General features: G+C 59.3%; 16 protein-coding genes and 2 pseudogenes. 13 read left to right on the top strand and 5 right to left on the bottom strand.

The window, feature by feature from the left end; translation table 11 throughout:
- The first annotated feature begins 33 nt into the window (after nucleotides 1–33).
- The 3 genes from CTP10_RS38685 to CTP10_RS38675 all read left to right on the top strand — a co-directional run bounded on the left by CTP10_RS38685 (nucleotide 34) and on the right by CTP10_RS38675 (nucleotide 4,556).
- Entirely contained in the window at nucleotides 34–1,686 is a 1,653-nt protein-coding gene (locus CTP10_RS38685) for a flavin-containing monooxygenase (RefSeq protein WP_081050244.1), read from the top strand.
- Nucleotides 1,687–1,946: 260 nt separating this feature from the next.
- On the top strand, nucleotides 1,947–3,101 hold the full coding sequence (locus CTP10_RS38680) for an iron-containing alcohol dehydrogenase (RefSeq protein WP_116318645.1): 1,155 nt from the start codon (nucleotides 1,947–1,949) through the stop codon (nucleotides 3,099–3,101).
- 9 nt (nucleotides 3,102–3,110) lie between these two features.
- Nucleotides 3,111–4,556, top strand: a complete 1,446-nt coding sequence (locus tag CTP10_RS38675) for an aldehyde dehydrogenase family protein (RefSeq protein ID WP_058697579.1) — start codon at nucleotides 3,111–3,113, stop codon at nucleotides 4,554–4,556.
- Nucleotides 4,557–4,653: 97 nt separating this feature from the next.
- Here the strand turns inward: CTP10_RS38675 and CTP10_RS38670 are convergent, their stop codons facing one another.
- Together CTP10_RS38670 and glaH are read right to left on the bottom strand one after the other, a co-directional pair.
- The gene (locus CTP10_RS38670) at nucleotides 4,654–5,889 is read right to left on the bottom strand and encodes an alpha-hydroxy acid oxidase (protein WP_058697580.1); all 1,236 of its coding nucleotides are present in this window, start codon (nucleotides 5,887–5,889) and stop codon (nucleotides 4,654–4,656) included.
- An 85-nt stretch (nucleotides 5,890–5,974) separates the two neighbouring features.
- Nucleotides 5,975–6,907 carry a glutarate dioxygenase GlaH gene (glaH, locus tag CTP10_RS38665; protein WP_058697581.1) on the bottom strand — a complete coding sequence of 311 codons (933 nt, stop codon included), beginning with the start codon at nucleotides 6,905–6,907 and terminating at the stop codon, nucleotides 5,975–5,977.
- Nucleotides 6,908–7,003: 96 nt separating this feature from the next.
- Here glaH and CTP10_RS38660 point away from each other — a divergent pair, with 96 nt between their 5' ends.
- Nucleotides 7,004–7,903, top strand: coding sequence for a LysR family transcriptional regulator (locus tag CTP10_RS38660; protein ID WP_058697582.1), 900 nt, complete (start codon nucleotides 7,004–7,006; stop codon nucleotides 7,901–7,903).
- Between the two features lie 264 nt (nucleotides 7,904–8,167).
- On the opposite strand, the gene CTP10_RS38655 is transcribed toward CTP10_RS38660, so the two are convergent.
- A complete protein-coding gene (locus CTP10_RS38655) occupies nucleotides 8,168–9,259 on the bottom strand; it encodes an IS630 family transposase (RefSeq protein ID WP_058697583.1) in 1,092 nt (363 codons plus the stop codon).
- Nucleotides 9,260–9,345: 86 nt separating this feature from the next.
- Between CTP10_RS38655 and CTP10_RS38650 the strand changes: the two are divergent.
- Nucleotides 9,346–9,674: pseudogene (locus CTP10_RS38650) on the top strand (adenylate/guanylate cyclase domain-containing protein); the annotation flags it as partial.
- A gap of 359 nt (nucleotides 9,675–10,033) precedes the next feature.
- Nucleotides 10,034–10,129: pseudogene (locus tag CTP10_RS38645) on the top strand (IS5/IS1182 family transposase); the annotation flags it as partial.
- A gap of 16 nt (nucleotides 10,130–10,145) precedes the next feature.
- Here the strand turns inward: CTP10_RS38645 and CTP10_RS38640 are convergent.
- Nucleotides 10,146–11,342: a porin gene (locus CTP10_RS38640; protein WP_058697585.1), complete on the bottom strand. Its 1,197-nt coding sequence runs from the start codon at nucleotides 11,340–11,342 to the stop codon at nucleotides 10,146–10,148.
- A 776-nt stretch (nucleotides 11,343–12,118) separates the two neighbouring features.
- On the opposite strand from CTP10_RS38640, the gene CTP10_RS38635 reads away from it, so the two are divergent.
- The 5 genes from CTP10_RS38635 (at nucleotide 12,119) to CTP10_RS38615 (ending at nucleotide 17,730) form a co-directional block, all read left to right on the top strand.
- Nucleotides 12,119–12,991: an FAD binding domain-containing protein gene (locus CTP10_RS38635; RefSeq protein WP_058697586.1), complete on the top strand. Its 873-nt coding sequence runs from the start codon at nucleotides 12,119–12,121 to the stop codon at nucleotides 12,989–12,991.
- A 27-nt stretch (nucleotides 12,992–13,018) separates the two neighbouring features.
- A complete protein-coding gene (locus tag CTP10_RS38630; RefSeq protein WP_058697587.1) occupies nucleotides 13,019–13,516 on the top strand; it encodes a (2Fe-2S)-binding protein in 498 nt (165 codons plus the stop codon).
- Nucleotides 13,513–15,993, top strand: coding sequence for a xanthine dehydrogenase family protein molybdopterin-binding subunit (locus CTP10_RS38625; protein ID WP_058697588.1), 2,481 nt, complete (start codon nucleotides 13,513–13,515; stop codon nucleotides 15,991–15,993). Before CTP10_RS38630 ends, CTP10_RS38625 begins: the two co-directional genes overlap by 4 nt.
- 105 nt (nucleotides 15,994–16,098) lie before the next feature.
- A complete protein-coding gene (locus CTP10_RS38620) occupies nucleotides 16,099–16,683 on the top strand; it encodes a CoxG family protein (RefSeq protein ID WP_070940825.1) in 585 nt (194 codons plus the stop codon).
- A 36-nt stretch (nucleotides 16,684–16,719) separates the two neighbouring features.
- Nucleotides 16,720–17,730: an XdhC family protein gene (locus CTP10_RS38615; protein ID WP_058697589.1), complete on the top strand. Its 1,011-nt coding sequence runs from the start codon at nucleotides 16,720–16,722 to the stop codon at nucleotides 17,728–17,730.
- A 525-nt stretch (nucleotides 17,731–18,255) separates the two neighbouring features.
- Here the strand turns inward: CTP10_RS38615 and CTP10_RS38610 are convergent.
- Nucleotides 18,256–18,933 carry a GntR family transcriptional regulator gene (locus CTP10_RS38610; RefSeq protein WP_233528044.1) on the bottom strand — a complete coding sequence of 226 codons (678 nt, stop codon included), beginning with the start codon at nucleotides 18,931–18,933 and terminating at the stop codon, nucleotides 18,256–18,258.
- Between the two features lie 463 nt (nucleotides 18,934–19,396).
- On the opposite strand from CTP10_RS38610, the gene CTP10_RS38605 reads away from it, so the two are divergent.
- Entirely contained in the window at nucleotides 19,397–20,965 is a 1,569-nt protein-coding gene (locus tag CTP10_RS38605) for a class I adenylate-forming enzyme family protein (protein WP_058697591.1), read from the top strand.
- Nucleotides 20,966–20,983: 18 nt separating this feature from the next.
- A complete protein-coding gene (locus CTP10_RS38600; RefSeq protein ID WP_058697592.1) occupies nucleotides 20,984–22,720 on the top strand; it encodes a thiamine pyrophosphate-binding protein in 1,737 nt (578 codons plus the stop codon).
- Nucleotides 22,721–22,779: the final 59 nt, after the last annotated feature.

The following is a 22,779-nucleotide window of genomic DNA, read 5'->3' as shown; positions in this document are numbered from 1 at the left end:
CTTTCGACAATCGCCTTATACGAAGATTTCATCATGAACAGCGCTATTTCCTCAGCAACGACTCCTTCCGCCAGTCATGCAGCGGGCGACCACTATGACGTCCTGATCGTGGGCGCAGGCTTCTCGGGCGTCTACCAGCTCTACAACCTTCGCAAGCGCGGCTTCAAGGTGCGCCTGCTTGAAGCCGCGCCGGACATCGGTGGGATCTGGTACTGGAACTGCTACCCGGGCGCCCGGGTGGACACTCAGGTCCCGATCTACGAATTTTCCGATGAGACCCTGTGGAAGGACTGGACCTGGAAGGAACTCTTCCCGGGTTGGGAAGAGCTGCGCGAGTACTTCCACTATGTCGATTCCAAATGGCATGTGCGCAAGGACATGCAATTCAACGCGCGCGTGGCATCTGCAAACTTTGATGAGGCAAAGAAGCAGTGGACGCTGGAGACGACCGGCGGCGAGCAGTTCCAGGGCCGCTATGTGATCCTGTGCACGGGCTTTGCCGCGAAGCCGTATATTCCGAAGATCGATGGTCTGGAGTCCTTTTCCGGTCCGAAGCCGCATACCGGCGTCTGGCCGCAGGAGGGGCTGGACTTCAAGGGCAAGCGCGTGGGTGTCATCGGTACCGGTGCTAGTGCGGTGCAGGTTATTCAGGAGGCGGCCAAGACAGCATCCCACCTGACCGTCTTCCAGCGCACCATGAACATGGCATTGCCGATGGGGCCTCGCCAAACCAATTCCGAGATGCAAGCGAGGATGAAGGAAGCCTATCCCGAACGATATGCCTTGCGTCGACGGACATTCGCCGGATTCGATATGGACTTCCTGCCTGTAGGCGCCATGGAAGTGTCGCCGGAGGAGCGTCAGGCAACCTATGAGGCGGTCTGGGCGAAAGCGGGATTCCACCCATGGTTGGCGACGTTCAACGACGTGCTGTCAAACAAGGAGGCCAACGACACGGCGTACGCCTTCTGGCGGGACAAGACGCGTGCGCGCATCAACGACCCGGAAATCGCCAGTAAGATGGCTCCCGACACCGCACCCTATCCATTTGGCACCAAGCGGCCGTGCCTGGAAAACGGCTACTACGAGGTCTTCAACCAGACTAACGTCACACTGGTGGACATTCGCGAGAACCCCATCCACCACGTCACACCGACGGCGGTGGTCATGAACGACGGGGCGGAGCACGAGCTCGATATTCTTGTCCTCGGCACCGGCTTCGATGCGGTCACCGGCGGCATCCTGAGCATCGATATTCGCGGCACCGATGGTTCGACGCTCAATGATCGCTGGAAAGACGGCATTCGCGCTAACCTGGGCCTGGCAACCGCTGGTTTCCCGAACCTGCTTTTCGTGTATGGCCCCCATGCTCCCACAGGCTTCCTGAACGGGCCGACCGCTGCCGAAATACAGGGCGATGTGGTCATTCAGTGTCTCGAGCACCTGCGGGACAACGGATACCAGCGCATCGAGTCGACGACGGAAGCCGACGAATCCTGGGCCGAGCACGTGAATGACGTGGCATCCAAGTCGCTGTTCGTCCAGACCGACTCGTGGTACATGGGCGCCAACATTCCTGGCAAGAAGCGCGAGATGCTCAACTACCCGGGTGGCCTGCCTTTGTATCTGGAGAAGTGCGAAGAGAACGCCCGGAACGGCTATGAAGGCTTTGTGCTGTCGAGCTGAGCCGGCCAGGTAAGTCGGCAAGTCTGCCTGGCGTGAGCAGCGCCAGGTCAATCCGCTTTGCCCCGCGGGCGGTGCTGTCTGGTCTTGATCAGACGGCACCGCATTCACGTGGCACATCACCCTGCGGTCGCATCTCACCATGCATTGCGCCAGTCGGAATGCCGCCTTCGCATGCGGCGCTTGACGCAGAACATGGCGGGCGCATGTTGGCTTACCGAAGCCGTTGAGGGTCCACTGAGATGCCGAGGAGAAACCCAAACATGAGTCAATTTGATTTCCACACCACCCCAAAGATTACGTGTCAGCGCGGCGCAATCCGTCATCTTGGCACATTGGCCCGCGAACACGGAATGCGGCACGCCTTCCTGGTCACGGACGGCGGACTACATAAGGCCGGTCTGACGACATCGGCTATCGAGGCACTACGAGACGCGTCAGTGGAGGTCACGGTATACGCTGATGTGCTGGCCGATCCGCCAGAGGCCACCATCATTAATGCCGCCGACAGCGCGAGGCAGGCCGGCGCCGATGGCGTGATCGGCTTCGGTGGGGGCAGTTCGCTCGATACGGCCAAGCTGGTGGCCTTGCTCGCCCGTACCCCTCAGGCGATGGACGAGATCTACGGTGTGGGTCTGGCGCGCGGGCCCCGGCTGCCGCTGATCCAGATCCCGACCACGGCGGGCACTGGTTCCGAAGTTACGCCGATTTCCGTGGTGACTACACCCACGCATGAGAAGAAGCCGATTGTCGCAGGGCTGCTCCTGCCGGATCTCGCGCTGCTCGATTGCGAATTGACCGTCGGCTTGCCACCGGCGGTGACGGCCATGACCGGCGTGGATGCCATGGTTCATGCCATCGAGACCCTCACCACGCATCTGAAGAAGAACCCGTTGTCGGATGCGCTGGCGATAGAGGCGTTGAAGATGCTCTACCGCAATCTTCCGCTGGCGATCCACGACGGCAAGAACCTCGATGTTCGGGAACAAATGTTGCTCGGCTCCCTTTTTGCCGGCATGGCCTTCGCCAATTCCTCCGTCGGTGCCGTCCATGCACTAGCTTATCCGCTCGGGGTTCACTACCACGTGCCGCACGGGCTCTCCAACTCGCTAATGCTGCCCCATGTGCTGCGATTCAATCTCGAATCGGCAAGCGCCATCTACGCGCGGATGGGACGCGCATTGCTGCCGGAACTCGAATCGACCACCGACACCTACGCTGCGAGAAACTTTGTCGACGCCATCTGCAAACTGGTCTCCGACATGCCGTATGCGCACAGCCTGCGCGAGGTGAAGGTAAGGGGGGAGGACATCCCGATGCTGGCCCGGGACGTGATGAATATTCGGCGCCTACTGGTCCACAATCCCCGCGAGATCGAATACGACCAGGCGCTGGCCCTGTACGAGGCAGCCTACTGAATCACTGATATGACGACATCCATTCACAGAAACTACATCGGCGGCGAGTGGGTCGAAGGCCCGAGAACCGGCCAGAACATCAACCCCTCTGATACCGACGACGTAATTGGTGCCTACACCCGCGCCGACGCCAAGCAAGCCGAGCAAGCCATTGACGCCGCCTTTGACGTCCGAGGCGTTTGGGAAAGGTGGACGGCAGAGCAAAGAGCCGATGCGCTCGATCGAGTTGGCACGGAGCTCCTGGCTCGGTGCGAAGCGTTGGGGGAACTATTGTCGCGCGAGGAGGGAAAGACCCGTGGCGAAGGCGTTGCCGAAGCAGTGCGTGCTGGTCGCATCTTCAAGTTCTTTGCAGGCGAAGCGTTGCGCGTCAGCGGAGAAAAACTGCCGGTCATTCGCCCGTGTGTCGACGTCGAAGTGACGCGCGAACCCGAGGGCGTTGTGGGGATCATTACACCCTGGAACTTCCCGCTTGCTATTCCGGCCTGGAAAATTGCTCCCGCGCTGGCCTACGGCAACACCGTCGTATTCAAGCCCGCCGATCTGGTGCCCGGAAGCGCCTGGGCGTTGGCGGAAATTATCGTCCGCGCAGGAAAACTGCCCGCGGGCGTTTTCAATCTGGTCATGGGACCTGGTTCCAGTGTTGGTCAGGCCATCGCAGCTTCGCGAAAGGTCAGGGCCGTCAGCTTCACGGGCTCGGTCGATACGGGCCGGCACCTCGGAGTCACGTGTGTTCAGCGTGGCGCAAAGGTGCAAATGGAAATGGGCGGCAAGAACCCGCTGGTGATTCTCGATGATGCCAACCTGGACGTTGCGGTCTCCGTCGCCATTCAGGGGTCGTTCTACTCGACCGGGCAGCGCTGCACAGGGTCCAGCCGCCTCGTGGTGCAGGAGGGTATCCACGATGCCTTCGTGGCGGCGATGACAAGGCGCATGTCCGAACTTCGCATCGGCCATGCGTTGAAAGACGGGACCGATATCGGGCCGGTGGCGTCGCAGGATCAGCTTGAACAGGACTGCCAATACATCGACCTGGGAGTTTCGGAGGGCGGGCGCCTGGTTTCTGGTGGCGAACGTCTTGAGCGCGACACCCCAGGCTTCTATCTTTCTCCGGCACTGATCACGGAGACACGCAATGATATGCGTGTCAATCGCGAGGAAATCTTTGGCCCTGTTGCGACGGTGATTCGAGTCAAAGACTATGAGGAAGCTTTGGCCGTGGCCAATGACACCGACTTTGGGCTGTCGTCCGGCATCTGCACAAACTCCCTGAAGTATGCGACTGACTTCAAACGGCGCTCGGTCGCAGGAATGGTGATGGTCAACGTTCCGACTGCCGGGGTCGACTACCACTCGCCTTTCGGGGGTCGCAAAGGATCCAGCTACGGGGCACGCGAGCAGGGTACTTATGCGCGCGAGTTCTACACTGCGGTCAAGACGGCCTACACGCTGTCGTGATGGTGGCGCGGGGCGGTCGGCGGTTCAAGCCGGCCGCCTCACTACGCATCGAGTAGCGTACGAAGGGCCACGCGGTCTGCGCGACCCCATGTTAGGCTCAGGCAAGCACGTCGCGATGAACCTGCGCAATCGTTGGCGTGCCGAGCATAGCCATGTTCCTATCGACTTCCTCCCTGAGCAGGCTGATAGCATGTCTTACACCATGTATGCCACCGACAACCGCTGCATACATGAATGGTCGACCCAGGAAGACGAAGCGAGCGCCCAGCGCCAGCGCCTTGAGGACATCGCCACCTCGCCGGATGCCACTGTCCATCATCACGACCGTCTGGTCTCCGACCGCATCGCAGATATGCGGCAGTACGTGCAGGGGTTCGACTGCGCCATCCAGTTGGCGTCCACCGTGGTTCGAGACGATGATGCCATCCGCACCAAGCGAAACGGCGTGCCTGGCATCGTCAGCATGAAGAATGCCTTTGATGACCAGGTTTCCGGTCCAGCGCTGGCGGATCCGCGCAATGTCCGCCCAGGACAGGTGGTCCCGGCCAGTCGTGTCACGTATTGCCGAAGCCGAGAGCATGGGCGCGCCGCGGGTCGCGAAGGAGTTCTCGAAATGGGGCATGCCATGAGCGATGAGGGTTCGCAAGAAGGTTCCAGCGAGCCAGCGGGGGTGGGCCAGTCCGTCCATTGCGAGTCGGAGGGAGGGGCGCAACGGCAACGAGAACCCCGTCCGTACGTTGTTCTCGCGGTTCGCCCATACCGGGATGTCGACGGTAATGACGAGCGTCGAGAAGCCTGCTGCGCCGACTCTGTCTATCAACGCGTCGATGCGCGAGGTATCACCGGGAAGATAGGCCTGAAACCATGTGCCGGGGGCAGCGGCATGGACGGCTTCCATCGGAATCAGGGACGAGCCACTCATGATCGCCGGAATGTTCTCCTCCTGCGCCGCCTGCGCCAGCGCGATGTCGCCCCGATATGCCGAGATGGCGCTGATGCCCACCGGTGCAATGCCGAATGGAGATGCGTAGGTCTTGCCAAATATGGCGGTGTCTTGCGATCGATGGGATACGTCGATCAAGACCTTGGGGAGAAATCTAAGCTGCTCGAATGCGTTTCGATTGGCATTGAGGGATATGCCGTCCTCGGCGGCGCCGGAAATGTAGCCGAACAACGGCCGTGGCAGATGGCTGCGCGCGGCGGCTTCGAAGTCGGCCAGGGAAAGGATCTTCTGCAGCTTGGGAGGGAGATGTTTCTTCGCCGCATAGGCGGCGAGATGGCGCTGCGTGGCAGGCAGCCCCTCCGGAATTCTTGTGCCTTCGTGGAGTTTCATTTGTCTTCCTGCATTCTGCTCGTTCGAGTGGCGCGGCATCCGCATCGACACGATCGCAATACGGGATTAACAGCGCCAGCCCATCTCATGATGCGAGGGTGCCGCGTTGTCGCATCAGTTCACGGAACAGCGACTCATTCTTCTTGAAAGGCGCCCGACCGTGGAGGTAGAAATAGTTGTTCAGCACGACGAGGTCGCCGACCGGAAGGGAGACTTCCTTCGTGCCGGCGGACGCCTCCATGGAGGCCGACAACGCATGGAGAAAGGCCGCTTCGTCGCGGTCGGCGGGCTGGACGAACTGATCAATGAACGACATCGACAGTCCGAACTGGCTCTGGAAGAAAATGGGGCGCTCGACTCTATCGGAGACATTCTTGGAGCCTGGCGCCTTGTACTGGAAGGGCCTGGTCCCAAGTTTGTGATTGACGAATTGCTCGATCTCGTCCCAATCATCAAGATGCAAGAAACGCGATTCCCCACCGATGGCATTTTCTTCGGAAAATTTCATCATCAGCAGCCAGTCTGTCGCCTCACTGACAAACGTCCCGTCAGTGTGCATCGTGAACAGGCGATAGGCCTGGCGCAGGTAGGAGTCGCTGTCGTCCGTGTGTTTCACGATGAAGCGGGCGTAGTATGTCCCGGACATTGCATCGTGATTGCTGGGGCCGAGGATATGGCACACGGCCGTACCGAGCCGGACGAAGTCTGCAGAGTCATCCGAAAGGCCCTGGAGACCCATCGTGAATCCACCGTGGCGGCGGTTCTTGACCAAGTCAATCAAGGTTTGCGCGAAGCCGTTGCCAAGGCGCTGGACCAGCAGGTTGGCGAGGTGGTAGCGCATGAACGGGACGTACTCGAGATTCTGGACATCGACATGTCGGGCGTCGTCAAGAAAGCCGGAAAGTGCGGCCTCGTCGGCCGTGACATGCATGAGGCGATGGTGATCGGCGTGGGGCAACAGATGGAAGAGGGGTTGCTCGGGGGTGGAGAGAATCGCGTCTGCGAGCGGTGCGTTCATTGGGGTCTCCTTCTAAGTTCGGGACTCCATTTCAGCCTGCTTCCTGGTCGGCATCCAGCGGCCCGAACATAATCTTTATTCGGAGATGGAGATCAAATGATCGATGCCCGGCAATTGCGATACTTCACTGCCGTGGTCGAGGAGCTGCACTTCGCCAAGGCGGCAGATCGCCTCGATGTGGCGCAATCCGCCCTGAGTGCGCAGATTCAGCGGTTGGAGCAGGACATGGGAGTTCGCCTGCTGAATCGGAACAAACGGCAACCGGTGACGCTCACGGATGCGGGGCGTCTGTTCCATGCGGAAGCCGTGGGGGCGTTGCGACATCTGGAACGAGCCGATCAGGTCGGCCGGCTGGCGGCACGAGGCCTTGCGGGCATTGTCCGAATCGCATATGTAGCTTCTGGCGTGAGCAGCGGTGTGCTGACGCGATTAATGCGCCATTTCCGCGTTTCCCATGGAAATGTGCGCGTTGAGGTCGTGGCCATGGATACGCCACGGCAGTTTGAAGCGCTGGATAGCGGCGAGATTGATGTCGGCATTGTGCGGCTGCGGCGCCAGTATCCGGCGGGCTTGACGGCAACGCTCATACAGAGTGAACGTGTGGTCGTTGCCATGGCGGAGAGCCATCCGCTGGCGAGGAAGCCAAGATTGGTTGCCAGTGACCTGAAAGATCAGTCCTTTGTTTCGCCGCAGTTCGACGAGGAGGAGGGCTTCGGAGAGGTACTGTCGGCGTTGGGATCCGCCGGAGGATTTTCGGCGATTCTCGACTATCGCGTTCAGGATTTCATCTCTGCGATTAGCCTGGCTTCGGCTGGGTACGGCGTGGCTGTCGTACCCGAGTCCATGCGGAATTTTCTACAGCCGGAGGTTTGTTACAGAGCCATCCAGGACTTTGAGTATGCTGTTGATTTGGCAATCGCTAGCCGGAAGCGAGAGCTTTCCCCTGCAGTTCGCGCCTTTGTTGAGGAGTCATTGTCTTGTGAAACTCGGCCATAGCGTTGCCGTATTCAAGTGACGGGCTTTTTCGGCTTGTCTCTCGCAGGGCGGGGCGGTTCTTTGAGCAGGTCAGCGGGCCGCAGCAGATCGGGCACCCAAGCACTGATTGAAACCGGAATCAATTGGGCGTCTAGTGGCCTATAAGGCGGGCCGAAGTGGTGGAGAGTGATATGTGCTTCACAAAATGTCGGTTCGAGAATCCAATTGCGGCAAAATTCAAGAGTGCCGCGCCAAGCTGACATGCGTCTGTCCACGCTGTGGCAACTAGTGTCCTGTCCCACTAATACGTGAGCAAAGTCGGTGCAACTTTTCGAGAATCGAGTCGGCAGTGGCAGTCCAGCGAAACGGCTGGCAGTCCGCGTTGTAAGCGGTCACGAAATGATCGATGCGTTGGACCAACTGCTTGACGCTAGTGAACGAGCCGCGGCGGATAGCCTTATCGGTAATGAGGGAGAAGAAACGTTCGACCTGATTGAGCCAGGAACTGTAGGTCGGGATGAAATGCATGTGCCAACGCGGACGCGCTGCCAGCCAGGTCTTGATCTTCGGGTGGCTGTGCGTAGCGTAGTTATCGGCGATGCAGTGAATGTCCAGCTCGGCGGGCACGGCCTGGTCGATCTCTCGGAGGAACGACAGGAACTCCTGATGGCGATGGCGCGGTTTGCATCGCGCCAGCACGGCTCCATTCAGGATGTTCAGCGCCGCAAACAGCGTGGTGGTGCCATGACGTTTGTAGTCGTGCGTGACGCCCTCGACGTAGCCGAATCCCATGGGCAGCATCGGCTGCGTGCGCTCCAGTGCCTGGCACTGGCTTTTCTCATCCACGCACAGCACCAGCGCGTTGTCACGTGGGCTCAGGTACAAGCCCACCACGTCGCGCAGCTTCTCGACAAAGAACGGGTCGGTAGACAGCTTGAAGCCTTCGGTACGATGAGGTTGCAGCCCGAAGAGTTGGAAGTAGCGCTGCACGCTGCTCTTGGAGATGCCGGTCTCGGCCGCGACAGCACGCACGCTCCAGTGTGTCGAGCCAGTGGCCGGCTTCGTATGCAGGGTGGTCTGAATCAATTGCGCCACCCGTTCGTCGTCGACCGTGCGAGGGGCCCCCGGGCGAACGTCGTCATACAGACAGGCGATTCGGCGTGCAATGAAGCGCGCACGCCATTTGCCGACCGTGGCGTTGCCCATCTTCAGCCGCTCGGCGATCGCGCTATTGAGCTCACCGTCGGCGCTGCAGAGGATGATGCGCGCCCGATTGCTCAACGCAGCAGGCAACGACCGGCTGCGCGCGAACGCCTGCAACTGCGCGCGTTCGTCTTCGCTCAACACCAATTCGGCCTTCGGTCTGCCCGTAATCATCTCGATATCTCCGTTCCCAGAATGCCGAAACGGTATGCAAGACTAATGCCAGTTATTTACGGGACAGGACACTAGAGTCGAGCCCAATAACCAAGTATTGCAGTGAGTGTGGCGCGCCTCCAAGTGCAACTCCACTTGCGGAGTTTGCCCCGGTTCATTACACGCCACCCCACCTGGCCGAGCGCACCTTGCCCGAACAGGCAACGCTGGAAGCGAGGGGGAGCGCGCGGGCGAATGCAAAACGATCACGGCACTATTTGCCGACATGGCCGGATCGACGGCGTTGATCCACGACTTGGATCCCGAAGAAGCACGCCATCTCATTGACCGTGGTGGCCTCATGATGGAGACCGTGCATCACTACGAAGGCTACGTCGCCAAGTCCCTGGGCGACGGGATCCTCGCACTGTTCGGGACTCTGGTCCCGAGGAGAACGCGCTGGTGGGCGTGCCCGAAAGTTACCAGATCGAGGAGACGCTCCCCAGCTTGCATATTCCGACAAAGAAGGGGTGCTTGCCGCCCGCATCGACCGGCTTTCCATCGCGGAGAGGGCACTGTTGCAGACGCTTGCGGTGATCGGCAAGCGGTTCCCTCTGAGCCTGATCCGGCAGGTTGTCGGGCAGCCGGAAGATGAACTCGCCCTCCTGCCTGGAGGGCGAGTTCATCTACGACCTGCCCCCCTTTCCCGAGATAGAGTATTCGTTCAAGCACGGCCTGGCGCAGGAGGTCGCTGGCAGTTCCCTGCTTACGGAACATCGCATTGCGCTACATGCACTGGTCAGGGACTATGAGCGGCGTCCCGGCGTATTCGAGGCCATGGTCTATATTGCAATGGGCGGACTTCTACTGCGCAGAGCCGCCCATCCTTGAACTTTCAAACTGGCTCTCAGAAGGTGTGACGGACTCCCACGGCAGCACCGAACATGTTGTCCTTCCCTGTGGCAAGCGCGTAGCTGTTGCCGAGCGCGAGGCTGTTTGCGAACACTGTCGCGGCCGAGTCAAGCATTAGCCCGGCATGTTTCGAGAATGCGCTGGTGAGATAGAGGTCAGTCCGTTTGGAAAGCGAGTAGCTGGAAAGAAAGCCTACTTGCCAAGGATTCGGTGAAGACGTGCTGTCCAGGAGTCTCTTCAGATTCTGGTAGTTGTATGAGAGCGCAATGCTCAATGCGGGTGTGACTTGAAAGGTTCCACCGATCCAGTATAGATCGTCGCGCTGAAGCGTGTCCCCATTGGGTGCCTTGTTTTGTCCCCAGCGATAACCCCCCATGAGTTTCGCCGCGCCAAAGCTATAGCTGACGGCAGTAGCTGCTTTCTTGAAGGAACCGCTGCTAATGGAGCCGCCAGTGATACCCATCGACGGATTGAGCTGATCGTAGCTGATCGCCAGGCCAAGCGGCCCGGCGAAATAGTTCAGCCCGGCGCCATACGCCGTATCACGCCGAAAGTGCCCAGGCGCTTCGCCATTGCCGCCTAGTGCGACACCGGGCGCTACGACTTGTGGCAAGGCAACGCCCGAACCAAAGGACCAATGCGCAACCGCCGTAACCGGACCGAATGTGCCGGAATACTTGAGCAAATTGTCTTCCCGGAAGTTTGGGCCGGTGAGTGCAACAACCGGATCATACTGCGTAGCAAATGCCATTGGTGAGAAGTTTGCCAGCGCATCAAAGGCAGAGGTGTACTGCCGGCCAAAAGATAGCTGGCCATAGCGTTGGTCCTGCAGTCCGACGTATGCCTGCCGTCCGAAAAGCCGTCCACTTTGTTCACCGACTCCAGTATCGATGGCAAAGCCACTTTCGAGCACGAAGACTGAGTTCAAGCTACCAGACAGTGCTTCAACACCTCGCAGGCCCCATCGCGACCCGGCGACGCCGCCAGAGTTCATGCGGTAGACATTATCCCCGGTGCCGGAAGTGAATTGATTGGATGCCGACGGTACGCTGCCGACGTGGTTGGCAAACTCGACGTTGATATCTGCCACGCCATACAGCGTGACAGTAGATTGCGCGTTGGCGTTGAATGTGGCGCCCAGGGCCAGCAGGGCTGACACCGTGGCGGCAGAATGCTTTGCGCAACGACTCATACTTCGTCTCCTGTGTTGGCGTGCGACAGAGCGACGCCAGTTCTTTGATGTGTTCGGTTCGGTCGCGATGACCTTGTCGAAGGGGCGTAAATATTTCTGTTGCACAGCCGCCCAGAGCCAGGCTTTGGGGTGCGAGCCATGCCGCAAGCAATGCGCAGCTGGTGTGTTCGGCGCTGCGATTGCGGTGATGCATGATCAAGTTCTGTGCCAAGGAGGATTAGGTGCAATTTTCGAGGGTAATCCCGTAATTAATGCTGTCGAACTCAGCTCTGAAGTGAGCCTAAGCAAATCCCAGAAGACAGCCGGCGGACATAAGTGTCCGGTTGGGAGACAGAAATGTCCCACGCTTCGAATTATGGAAGAGGGATGTCTCTGCTAGGGAAGCGCAGCAAGAGCGAGGGGGCTGTCAGGAAGGCGGAAACCGATTTACTTCACGCCCCAGCATGGACCTAGCTGCATCAAATATTGTCTTTCTTTCTTCTCGTAATTTATCACTTGACAATGTGTGCGCTTCGACCAAGAATTATCGAACGATAAAGACAAAAGGAGACAACATGTTGCCCATCCGCCCTTTGCATCCGTGGAACGGCATTCCGTCCTCGATGCCGCTCGCTTCCACCTCTAATTTCGTCAGGCGTCCCTAGGTCGCCCCTTCAGTTGGCTCATGCGTCGCAGCAGCAACGGTGACCGTCTGTCATCGGCGCGAGAGCAGGAACCTCATGTATTCGTCGGGCCACATCTGCAACTGGCCTCTAGTCGACGACCTGGAAATACATATGAAACCCACATCCTTTGAATACCGCCGGCCCGGCACGCTGGATGACGCCCTGCGGCTGCTGGCACAGTCCGGCCCGGACGCCAAGGTAATTGCTGGCGGGCAAAGCCTTGTGCCGATGATGAACTTTCGGATGGCCCGGCCCGATGTGCTGATTGACATCAATGGCGTGAGCGAACTGGATTATCACCGTCGCGACGGCGATATCCTCCGTATCGGCGCGTTAATGCGGCACGCCGATCTGAAGGATTCAGCGCTAGTCCAGGAATGCTGTCCTTTGATGAGCGAAGCCTATCACTACGTCGCGCACGGAACCGTTCGGAACCGCGGCACCCTTTGTGGAAATCTGTGCCACGCCGATCCGGCTTCGGAGATGCCGGCAGTCATGCTCTCTGTAGGGGCCACTATGGTGGTTCGAGGCATTGGCGGCGAACGCCGCATTGCGGCCGAGGACTTTTTCCAGGGCATCTATGCCACGGCACTTGAACCGAATGAAATATTGGTCGAGGTGCAAATCCCGGTGCCGGCGAGCCGCCGCGGTTACGCGTTTGAGGAAGTGTCGGCGCGCCAGGGCGACTTCGCCATGACTTTAGTCGCCGCGCTGCTCGATATTCGCGGTGGACGTATCGAGGAAGCGTCGGTCGCCTACGCGGGTGTGTCAGACCGGGCGCGGCGTCTGCCTGCGGTCGAGCAAGCTCTGACAGGCCAGTCGCCGTCAACGGAGTTGTTCGACCGCGTCGCTGCGCTTGCTAGTGAAGGGTTCGACCTTATCGAAGACATCCATGCGGACAGGCAGTACCGCCACGACCTGATTCGTACGCTGACCGCCCGAGCGCTCGCCAGGGCGGCGGAGCGCGCCCAAGGGCATGCCTGACTGCAACGCACCACTGGAGTTGAAGCCATGACAGTCCACAAGATCGATGTTGCCGTCAACGTTAACGGCAAAACTTATGAGCGGAGCATACCGACCCGTATGCTGCTTTCCGATTTTCTTCGTAATGAATGCCATCTGACCGGAACACACGTCGCCTGTGAGCATGGGGTCTGCGGCGCCTGTAACGTCATGCTTGATGGCAAGACGGTACGCTCGTGCCTGACGTTCGCCGTACAGGTGCAAGGGGCGGCTGTAGAAACAGTCGAAAGCCTCGGCACGATCGAGAAGTTGCATCCGTTGCAACAGGCGTTCTGGGAAAAGCACGGCCTGCAATGTGGCTTTTGCACGCCGGGGATGCTCATGACCGCCAAGGAGCTGCTGAGTGTCAATCCCAATCCCACGCGTGAAGAAGTCGCAGAAGCCATCTCGGGCAACCTCTGCCGATGCACGGGTTATCAGACGATCGTCGATGCCATCATGTCGGCAGCCGAAACCATGCGCCAACAACAAGGAGTGCAGCCATGACCGAGCGATATATCCCGGACGTAAAAATCCCGGCGTCGCGGCAATCGGAAGCGCCTCGTCAGAATTTGCGCTGGATCGGCAAGAGCATGAAGCGAGTCGAGGATCCGCGACTGCTCACTGGTCGCGGTAAGTACGTCGACGATATCGTGCTGCCGAACATGGCTCATGTTGCGTTGCTGCGAAGCCCGTTCGCTCACGCCCGTATCAAATCGATCGACGTCAGTCGTGCGCGCGAGTTGCCCGGGGTGATCGCCGTCGTCACCGGCAAGGAGTTTGCGGAAACGACTGGACCGACGGTGACATTCTCGAGCCCGCCTGTCGTTCAGCACGCGATCGCCATCGACCGGGTGCGCCATGTCGGCGAAGCGGTTGCCGCTGTCGTTGCGGTGGACCGGTACATCGCGGAGGATGCACTCGAACTGATTGATGTGGATTTCGAGGAGCTGCCGGTCGTTGCAGATTTCGAGGCGGCGTTGCATGCCAAGGGTGAAGCCGTTCTCCACCCGGACCTGGGTGACAGTAATGTCGCGATGGACCGTACCTTTGCGTTCGGTCCCGTTGACGACGACTTCGCTCGCTCCGATCTAGTTATCAAGCGTCGCCTGCGGTGGAACCGGTCGGGGCCGCAGCCACTGGAGACTGTCGGCGCGGTTGCGGAGTACGATCCCGGCACCGGGAAGTTTACGGTCCACTGCAACACGTCGATGTATACCTATGTCGGGTGGCTCTGCGCAGCTTCTCTCGGCGTCCCTTCGACGCAGCTCAATATCGTGCCGACGCTTGCCGGTGGCAGCTTCGGCTCGAAGCTGTTCCTGCACAAGGTTATTGTTCTGACGGCGGGGCTGGCACGCATTGCAGGTCAGCCGGTAAAGTTCATCGAGGACCGCCTCGACAATATGACCAACGCTGACGGACACGGCTCCGACCGTGTCTACGAAGCCGAGCTTGCGGTCAAACGCGATGGCACTATCCTGTCCCTTCGCTATGAAGTCATGGATGATTATGGCGCTTACCTGCAGTATGGGTATGGGACACACGGCAATGCATTCTCTCAGATCGTTGGGCCCTATCGTATCAATAGTGTGCAGGCGAGAATCATCGCAGTGCTGACCAACAAGTGCCAGCAGGGCGCGTATCGTGGCTTTGGTTCGGAAGTATCCAACTTCGTGATAGAGCGGATGGTGGATGCTGCCGCGCGAGAGCTAAATCTGGACCCGGTCGAGATCCGCCGGCGCAACCTGATCCGCCCGGAGGAATTTCCCTTCGTGATTCCCACGGGCAATGTGTATGACAGCGGCAACTACCAGGCGGTCATGCAAGAGATGCTCAGGATGTTCGACTATGAGGGATGGCGTGCCCGGCAGGAAGCCGCGCGCAAGGAAGGCAAGTACATCGGCATCGGCGTGGTGACCTGCCAGGAGCGCAGCGTGTTCAGTTCGACCGAGTTCTGGTCGCTGAATCCTCCGGAGCAGCCTGGATTCGCGCTGACCAGTTCGCCCGAGGCGGTGTCGATGCGGATCGATCCCACCGGTAAGGTATTTGTCAAGCTGAACGCGCCATTCTGGGGCAACAGTCCCGAGACCGTGGTGACGCAGATTGTTTCGGAGGCGCTCAGCGTTGAGCCGTCTGACATCTCGGTCAGCTACGCTGATACGGACGCGGGGTTCAACGGTACAGGGCCGGGCGGCAGTCGATATACGGTGATGGTTGCAGGGGCCGTCGTGGCGGGATCAAGGACGCTGCGCAACAAAATGTTCCGGTTTGCCGCACATATGCTGGAATGCAGTAGCGACGACCTGGAACTGTCCGGCGGTCGCGTTATCATCAAGGGCATCCCGGGATCGGGCAAGACGATTGCGGAACTTGCATCGGCTATCCACTATTTCCGTCTGGACTTCCCGGATACGCCAGAATTCTCCAGCGGCCTGGAAACAACCTCGGTTTACGACCATCCGCTGACAACCATGCCGGCGTCCGATCGTAGCCATCTTGGCATCTTCTACCCGATCATGGGGCATATGGCACACGCGGCTGCGGTCGAGGTTGATCCGCAGACTGGGAAAGTGACCATCCTTGACTATGTCGCTGTACACGATTGCGGCACTGTGGTTAACCCCATGACGCTCGATGGCCATGTGCGAGGCGGCGCGGCTCAAGGAATCGGCACGGCCCTGTATGAGCAATTCCACTACGACAGCAATGGCCAGTTGCTCACGGCGTCTTTTGCGGACTACCACATGCCAACTGCGCATGAGGTGCCTTTGAATCTGCGTGTCGGTCACGTGGAGACGCCGTCGCCCTACACGGAATTCGGTATTAAGGGTGGCGGCGAGGGCGGACGCATGGCTGCACCGCCGGTGATGGTGCAAGCCGTTGAGGATGCGCTGCGACCGTACGGTGTGGAACTGACCGAGGTCCCGCTTACCCCTAGCCGTATTCGCCGGATTGTACGGGAAGCGCAGTGCAAAAATGGCTGATTGCGCCGCTCAGCCACGCGCGCCTCAGGATTGAGGTTTGATCCGGGGAGATTGGGCGCAGCCACGGCCCGCTCCCTATCGCATTAACGTTTGAGTTGTCTGACCATGGAACTTTCGAACCATCAGCATGTAAATGCCCCGCAGCAAGCCGTCTGGGATGCATTGAATAACCCGGAGATCCTCAAGTCCTGCATCGCAGGCTGCGAGAGTATCTCCGCAACTTCCGATAACGCATTTGAAGTTGTGGTGGCAGCGAGGGTCGGTCCTGTCAGCGCTCGCTTCAAGGGCAAGTTGACCATTGTCGACGCACACGCGCCGACCTCGTATTCACTCGTTTTTGAAGGGCAGGGTGGCGCAGCTGGGTTCGCCAAGGGTGGCGCTGATGTCGTGCTGTGCGCCGAGGAACAGGGTACGCGGGTTCAATACACCGCCAAGGCTCAAATCGGAGGCAAGCTCGCGCAGATTGGCTCCAGGCTGGTTGACAGCGCGGCCAGGAAGATGGCTGACGATTTCTTTACTGCCTTCGAGCAGACGTTGGCAGCCGCAGCGCCGGCCGTCACTACTCCGGCAGAAGAGGTCATGGCGGCGCCCATTGCACGAACGAGCAGCGGCATCCCCTACGCCCGCCTGCTTCCTTGGATCATTGGCTTGAGCGCGGCTGCTGCCACGGCATTCACGTTGCTCCGTTAGGGGCCTGCGGCCGGAACGAGGCGCCAAGGAGCCTACATGGACAGTATTGACCTGCAAGTACTGAAAGACGCTAAGGCCTGGTTGGAGGCTGGTCATGGAGTAACGTTGGCGACCGTCACCAGGACCTGGGGTTCCAGCCCGCGTCCGATCGGGGCAATGCTGGCCCTGCGCGACGACGGTCGTGTGTCTGGCTCGGTGTCAGGTGGCTGCATTGAGGATGACCTGATCTATCAGAATTCCAAGAGATTCCTCTCCTTCGACACGCCGGAGATCGTGACCTACGGTGTTAATGCGGAAGAGGCGCGGCGAATGGGTTTGCCCTGCGGCGGTACGATTCAACTCGTACTTGAATCGCATCGCGACTTGGCCCGCATCGGAGAAATGCTAGAACGGGTAGAGCGTCGCGAACTGTTTGCTCGTGTGCTCGATTTAAGGTCTGGTGCGATTTGCTTCCGACCGGCGCAACCCGATGATGTCCTGAGTCTCGATGCGCAGCACCTCGTGACGGTGTACGGCCCACGGTACCGGCTTTTGTTGATCGGCGCAGGGCAATTGTCTAGCTTCCTGGCGAGCATGGCGGTTGCATTGGAGTACCAGGTGACAGTTTGCGACCCTCGCGACGAGTACGTCGGCGATTGGGACGTGGCGGGAACGACGCTGGTGAGAACCATGCCGGACGACACGGTCATCGCCATGGGGCCTGACCGTAGGACAGCGGTGATTGCCCTGACGCATGATCCTAAGCTCGACGACCTTGCGTTGATGGAGGCGTTGCAATCGGACGCCTTTTATGTCGGTGCGATCGGCTCGCGCGCAAATAACCGGATGAGACGTGAGCGCCTGCTTGAGTTCGGCGTCACAGAAGACCAGGCTCGCTGCATGCATGGACCGATCGGGATTCACATTGGAAGCAAGACCCCTCACGAAATCGCTGTCTCGATCGTCGCGGAACTAACCGCAGTAAAGAATGGCATCGTACTGCCTGACGGCTGGAACATTATGGCCCGCAAGGCGGGAACGGACACGCACGCCTGTGCGGTCCTGTGAGTCCAACTGTGTCCGGACATCAAGACGGAGTGCCTTGAAGAATCGTAATTACCCCGTCAACACCACTTGGTTGGCGTCGAGATGGTCCAGCGATGACGAAACCATCGCCATGTTCGAGCAGAATCTCTCGGAAAATTTGTACAAACTATGGAACCGAGTGTCATTGGGGTGGAAGATCCGAGGGCCGAGCCTTCAGTAGACAGGCGAAGGCAATATGGGTAGCCGAAAGCTGACCAACAGGGCTATCTCACTTCGGCGGGGGGCGCGACAGCACGATGACAAGGATATGCTAAGCAACTGGAAAGCCCTACTCGTCCCGGTGTGGCGCTGCGGAAACGTGTGCGCCCGCCAGCAACTGTGAAGCTTGTCATCACGCCTTCAGGCTCCCCCCATGTACTTGCTAACTTCCTGGTTCGCAGACGGGACCTTGATGAGAGTCGCTTCGCGAACGTCTTTCACTGCTCGCCGCAAATCGCTTTCCGCTGAGCAAATGGCAAGCTGTGGGCCATGCGCGATGGCGTCCGGCTACGCAATCGCCAACCGCTGCTCCGCCTGAGACTGGCTGAGCCGAACGGCCAATTCCCGCGCGCGGGTGGTGTGGAGTTCGCTCAGTTCGGCCGCGCGCGCGCTGTCACCTGCTGCAATTGCCTTGGCAATTGCCTCGTGTTCATCCCAAATCGGTTCGCGCTGCGTGGCGAACTGCAAGCCGGCACCCATTGCGCGTCGCAGATGGGCCCAGTAGACCTCGGCGCTCTCTGCAATGAGGGGATTGCCGGATGCGTCGTAAATCGCCCGATGGAAGGCCATATCCGCATCGACCATGGCCTTGACGTCCTTGCCCTTGATAACCCGTCGTCCAGCCGCGAGGAGCTTGGGATCGATCTCATAGCGGCGCTCGGCGGCAAGGCGGGCGGCAAGCGCGTCGAGGGCGCCGCGGATCATGTAAAGGTTGGAAATAGCGGTGGCGTCCATGGGCGCAACCTCTACACCTCGACCGGGGACGTCCTGCACAAAGCCGTCCTTCTTCAGCAGAAGGAGGGCCTTCAGCACTGGCGAGCGGGAAACCTGCATCTGTTCCGCGATTTCCTCTTGCTTCAGGCGGGTTCCGGCCTCGAGGGATCCATCGCTGATGGCATCCAACAGCGTCTTGTACACCTCCTCCACATAGTCCGGTCTGGCAGAAATCTTCTGCAGCTTGATCACACTGGCCTCCAAGTTTGTACCTTGTACTCTGGATCCAGAGTACATCGCGCACTAGCAACCGTCAAACGTTGAATGTGAGTGCAGCGCCATTTCGATTCCGGCAGAAGGGTAAACCCATAAATACAAGGGCGATGCATTGTCCTATTCTTTGGATCCAGAACCCAGAATCCAGAACCCCGGATTCTGGAGCCAGCAATAAGCCGCAGCCCAGAGCCGAACCCCGCCAGTGCGAACAGCCGCGACCGCACGCGCGGAATCAGCACCGTGTAGGGCCAAGTTTTAACAGGTGCGTCGAACGACTAATGCGGAAACCTGAAAGGAGACCAGTCAATGCAATCAGGTCCTATGGCATGGCGTCTAACGACCCATGTCCGACAAACACATAACGGAAGTGATCACCTGCCCGAGCGATCGCGACGCCAAATAGTCCTTGTCACGATGGGTGCGTCAGCGGAGCAATGAAATGGCAACGATCGCAAGTCTTCCCCAAATGCTGTCCCTTCACGCTCAGCGCACGCCGAATAAGATCGGCGCGCAGGATCTCGAGCGAAGTCTGACGTTTCGCCAGTGGCATCAGCGGTCCCGCAAGCTGGCCAACGCGCTGTTGGGGCTTGGGCTTAAGAAGGGGGATCGCGTTTGTGTCCTCGCATACAACAGCATCGAGTGGTTAGAAATCTATGCCGCAACGGCGATTGCGGGACTCATCGCAGTGCCGGTCAATTTCCGTCTAGTTGGTACCGAAATTGCCTATATCGCGCAAAACTGCGATGCGCGAGCATTTCTCGTGCAAGCCGAATTGCTCGGGCCGTTCGAAGACGCGCGCAGGGAATTGTCCTTGCCTGAAAGGAACTGCATCGTCTTTGGGAGCAGTCAACCAGCAGCCGGCTTTAGTCAATACGAAGCATTGATCGCTGCAGCAGCGGACACCGAGCCGGCATCACTGCTCGCTGCGGATGATCCCTGGACGTTGATGTACACGTCGGGGACTACAGGCAAGCCTAAGGGTGCGCTCCGAAGCCATGCGGGCAGCGCATCGCTTTCGCTTGCCACGCTGGCTGAGATGGGGCTCAGCCATGACGACGGCGCCTTGCTCGTCATGCCACTCTGCCACGCTAACTCCTTGTACTTCTTCGGCGCCTTTCTCTATGCAGGCGCCACCTGTACGGTCTACAGTCGCAAGAGCTTTGATCCCGAGCACCTGCTACAAACCTTCTCGACAGGCGAGAGTACATTCACCTCTCTGGTGCCGACGCACTACACCATGATGCTCGGTTTGGAGCCGCAGATTCGCAATCACTACGATGTGAGTCGAGTCCGAAAGCTGATGATTTCATCAGCTCCAGCTCGTCGCGAAACCAAGCTGGAGATTCTCGAATACTTCAAGAATTCCGGCTTGTACGAAATGTACGGATCCACCGAAACCGGTTGGGTGACGATGCTTCACCCGAATGAGCAGCTTTCGAAGCTCGGCTCTGTTGGGAGGGAATGCGTGGGAGGCCGGAGAATCCGCTTCCTTGACCAAGACGGCAACGAGGTTCCCGATGGTCAGCCCGGCGAGCTCTATGCAAGCAACCCCTACTTATTCGACGGCTATTGGGGGCTGCCAGAGAAGACGCAAGATGCTTTCCGTGGGGAATACTGCACCGTAGGGGATTTCGGATTCAGAGATGAGGACGGCTACATTCATCTTGTTGACCGTAAGAGCAACATGATCATCTCTGGCGGGGAAAACATCTATCCCTCAGAGGTCGAGACCATGCTTGCCGCCCATCCGAAAGTCGGAGACGTTGCTGTCATCGGTTTGAGCGATGAGAAGTGGGGGGAGCGGGTACACGCGGTGGTGGTCCCTCGCGTGGGGGAAACACTGACGCCTGACGAGGTGATTGCCTGGTGCAAGGACCGAATCGCGGGCTACAAGAGGCCGCGCTCCGTCTCGTTCATCTGTGACGGCGAAATGCCCAGAACCGCGACCGGAAAAATTCAACATCGTCTATTAAGAACAAGGTTTGCCGAGCGCGACGGCAATCATTGACGCACGAGGAGAGTAGTCATGAGTCTCAATAAGCATCAGGACGTCAATCAGGACGTTAATAGTTGTGCTGCCTGGATCGCCAAATTTCTGAAGGCACAGGGTATCGATCGTGTATTCGGCCTGCAGGGCAGCTATCTGCAACCGCTGTGGGACCATATCGGTCGAACCGGGATACAGATTGTCGATGTGCGCGACGAGGATGCCGCGGTTTATATGGCGCATGCTCATGCGGAGTTGACAGGACAGATTGGAGTAGCACTGGCCACCGCCGGTCCCGGCGTCACCAATACCGTTACGGCTATGGCGAACGCCTTTGTATCGCGTGTACCTGTACTGTTAATCGGCGGTTGCCCGTCGCAGCAGCAGTCAAATATGGGGCCGTTGCAGGACATCCCTCACGTCGACATCCTGAAGCCCGTCACGCGTTATTCGCGGACGGCTCGCATCGCCGACCATGTCGTGCGCGAATTCAATGAGGCCTTCGCCTGTGCCGCTGGCTATGTGCGTGAACCGGGACCGGCATACATTGAGGTACCTACTGATGTGCTGCGCACCCCGATACTGCCACAACTGATTCTTGATGACTGGATGCAACCCACGCCGCGACGGCCCATGTACCCGGATCCCGTCGCGACGCGCGAAGCCATGGAGGTGTTCTGGGCGGCAAAGCGACCGGTAGTTATTACCGGCCGTGGTGCGAAAGGCGCTGGGGACGCGATCGTCCGTTTGCTGGAAGCCACCGGCGCTCTGTATCTCGACACGCAAGAGAGCCGTGGCGTCGTGCCCTATGACCACCCGGCGTCGGTGGGCGCGGCGCGGTCTCAGGTGATGACTGACGCCGACGTGGTGCTGCTGGTCGGTCGAAAGCTGGACTACCAACTCGGCTATGGTTCTCCCGCGGTGTTCCCGCATGCGCGCTTCATTCGCATTGCCGACGCGCCTGGTGAATTGTTCGACAACCGGCGCGGGCGTCCTGAAATTCTGGCTTCCGCACGAGAGACCATCGAATCGATGCTGTCTCTGGCGGACGGTCGATCCGCAGCCGTGGATGTGTCGTGGGCCGCGAATGTGCGCGACCGGCATCTGTCGCGGGTGGCCAGAGCGGCTGCGCTGGAGCAACGCGAAACGCTCGGCAGTGACGGGAAGATCCACCCGCGGGTGATCTTCGATGCCATCGCCGAAGTGGCATTTCAGGACTACATTGGCGTTGCCGATGGCGGAGACTTGTTGAGCTTCGCGCGAACCGGGCTGCAATCCAATACTTACATGGATTCGGGGGCATTTGGGTGCCTCGGCGCGGGCGTTCCGTTTGCCATTGCCGCAGCGCTTGCGCAACCCGGCCGTCAAGTGATCTCGGTGAATGGAGACGGCGCGTTCGGCATCAACGCGATGGAGATCGACACAGCGGTCAGGCATGGCGCCAAGGTGGTCTTCATTGTCTCCAACAATGCGGCTTGGAACCTTGAGCGAATCGATCAGGAAATGAACTATGGCGGACGTGTCGTGGGGACGACCCTACGTCATTCCGACTACGCCGGATTGGCGCGATCACTCGGCGCCCATGGTGAACGCGTGGAGAAGCCAGAAGATATGGTGGGCGCATTGGAGCGCGCACTCGCCAATGCTCCGGCCTTGATCGACGTCGTGACCTCACAATCGGTGGTTTCCTCAGACATGCAGAAGGGCTTGAGTCTGGTTCCTGACTATCAGGCTTTGATGGCATGGGATGAAGCCGAACGCCGCCGACGACAGTAGGTCCGTCGGCGGCCAGGCGATCTGGCCGCCTATCCTGCTTTCGTTCGCTGGCACTTCGG

Origin of the sequence: Cupriavidus sp. P-10, assembly GCF_003402535.2 — a bacterium.
Classification (GTDB): domain Bacteria; phylum Pseudomonadota; class Gammaproteobacteria; order Burkholderiales; family Burkholderiaceae; genus Cupriavidus.
Note: the sequence above shows the minus strand (reverse complement) of the source record. Positions and strands in the feature narration are given on the sequence as shown.

What these genes read in the sequence shown, in the direction of transcription:
- CTP10_RS38680 (WP_116318645.1), top strand. Translation starts at nt 1,947, where the DNA reads ATGAGTCAATTTGATTTCCACACCACCCCAAAGATTACGTGTCAGCGC.
- CTP10_RS38600 (WP_058697592.1), top strand. Translation starts at nt 20,984, where the DNA reads ATGAGTCTCAATAAGCATCAGGACGTCAATCAGGACGTTAATAGTTGT.
- CTP10_RS38670 (WP_058697580.1), bottom strand. Translation starts at nt 5,889, where the DNA reads ATGAAACTCCACGAAGGCACAAGAATTCCGGAGGGGCTGCCTGCCACG.
- CTP10_RS38620 (WP_070940825.1), top strand. Translation starts at nt 16,099, where the DNA reads ATGGAACTTTCGAACCATCAGCATGTAAATGCCCCGCAGCAAGCCGTC.
- CTP10_RS38640 (WP_058697585.1), bottom strand. Translation starts at nt 11,342, where the DNA reads ATGAGTCGTTGCGCAAAGCATTCTGCCGCCACGGTGTCAGCCCTGCTG.
- CTP10_RS38630 (WP_058697587.1), top strand. Translation starts at nt 13,019, where the DNA reads ATGACAGTCCACAAGATCGATGTTGCCGTCAACGTTAACGGCAAAACT.
- CTP10_RS38615 (WP_058697589.1), top strand. Translation starts at nt 16,720, where the DNA reads ATGGACAGTATTGACCTGCAAGTACTGAAAGACGCTAAGGCCTGGTTG.
- CTP10_RS38625 (WP_058697588.1), top strand. Translation starts at nt 13,513, where the DNA reads ATGACCGAGCGATATATCCCGGACGTAAAAATCCCGGCGTCGCGGCAA.
- CTP10_RS38655 (WP_058697583.1), bottom strand. Translation starts at nt 9,259, where the DNA reads ATGATTACGGGCAGACCGAAGGCCGAATTGGTGTTGAGCGAAGACGAA.
- CTP10_RS38635 (WP_058697586.1), top strand. Translation starts at nt 12,119, where the DNA reads ATGAAACCCACATCCTTTGAATACCGCCGGCCCGGCACGCTGGATGAC.
- CTP10_RS38660 (WP_058697582.1), top strand. Translation starts at nt 7,004, where the DNA reads ATGATCGATGCCCGGCAATTGCGATACTTCACTGCCGTGGTCGAGGAG.
- glaH (WP_058697581.1), bottom strand. Translation starts at nt 6,907, where the DNA reads ATGAACGCACCGCTCGCAGACGCGATTCTCTCCACCCCCGAGCAACCC.
- CTP10_RS38685 (WP_081050244.1), top strand. Translation starts at nt 34, where the DNA reads ATGAACAGCGCTATTTCCTCAGCAACGACTCCTTCCGCCAGTCATGCA.
- CTP10_RS38605 (WP_058697591.1), top strand. Translation starts at nt 19,397, where the DNA reads ATGGCAACGATCGCAAGTCTTCCCCAAATGCTGTCCCTTCACGCTCAG.
- CTP10_RS38675 (WP_058697579.1), top strand. Translation starts at nt 3,111, where the DNA reads ATGACGACATCCATTCACAGAAACTACATCGGCGGCGAGTGGGTCGAA.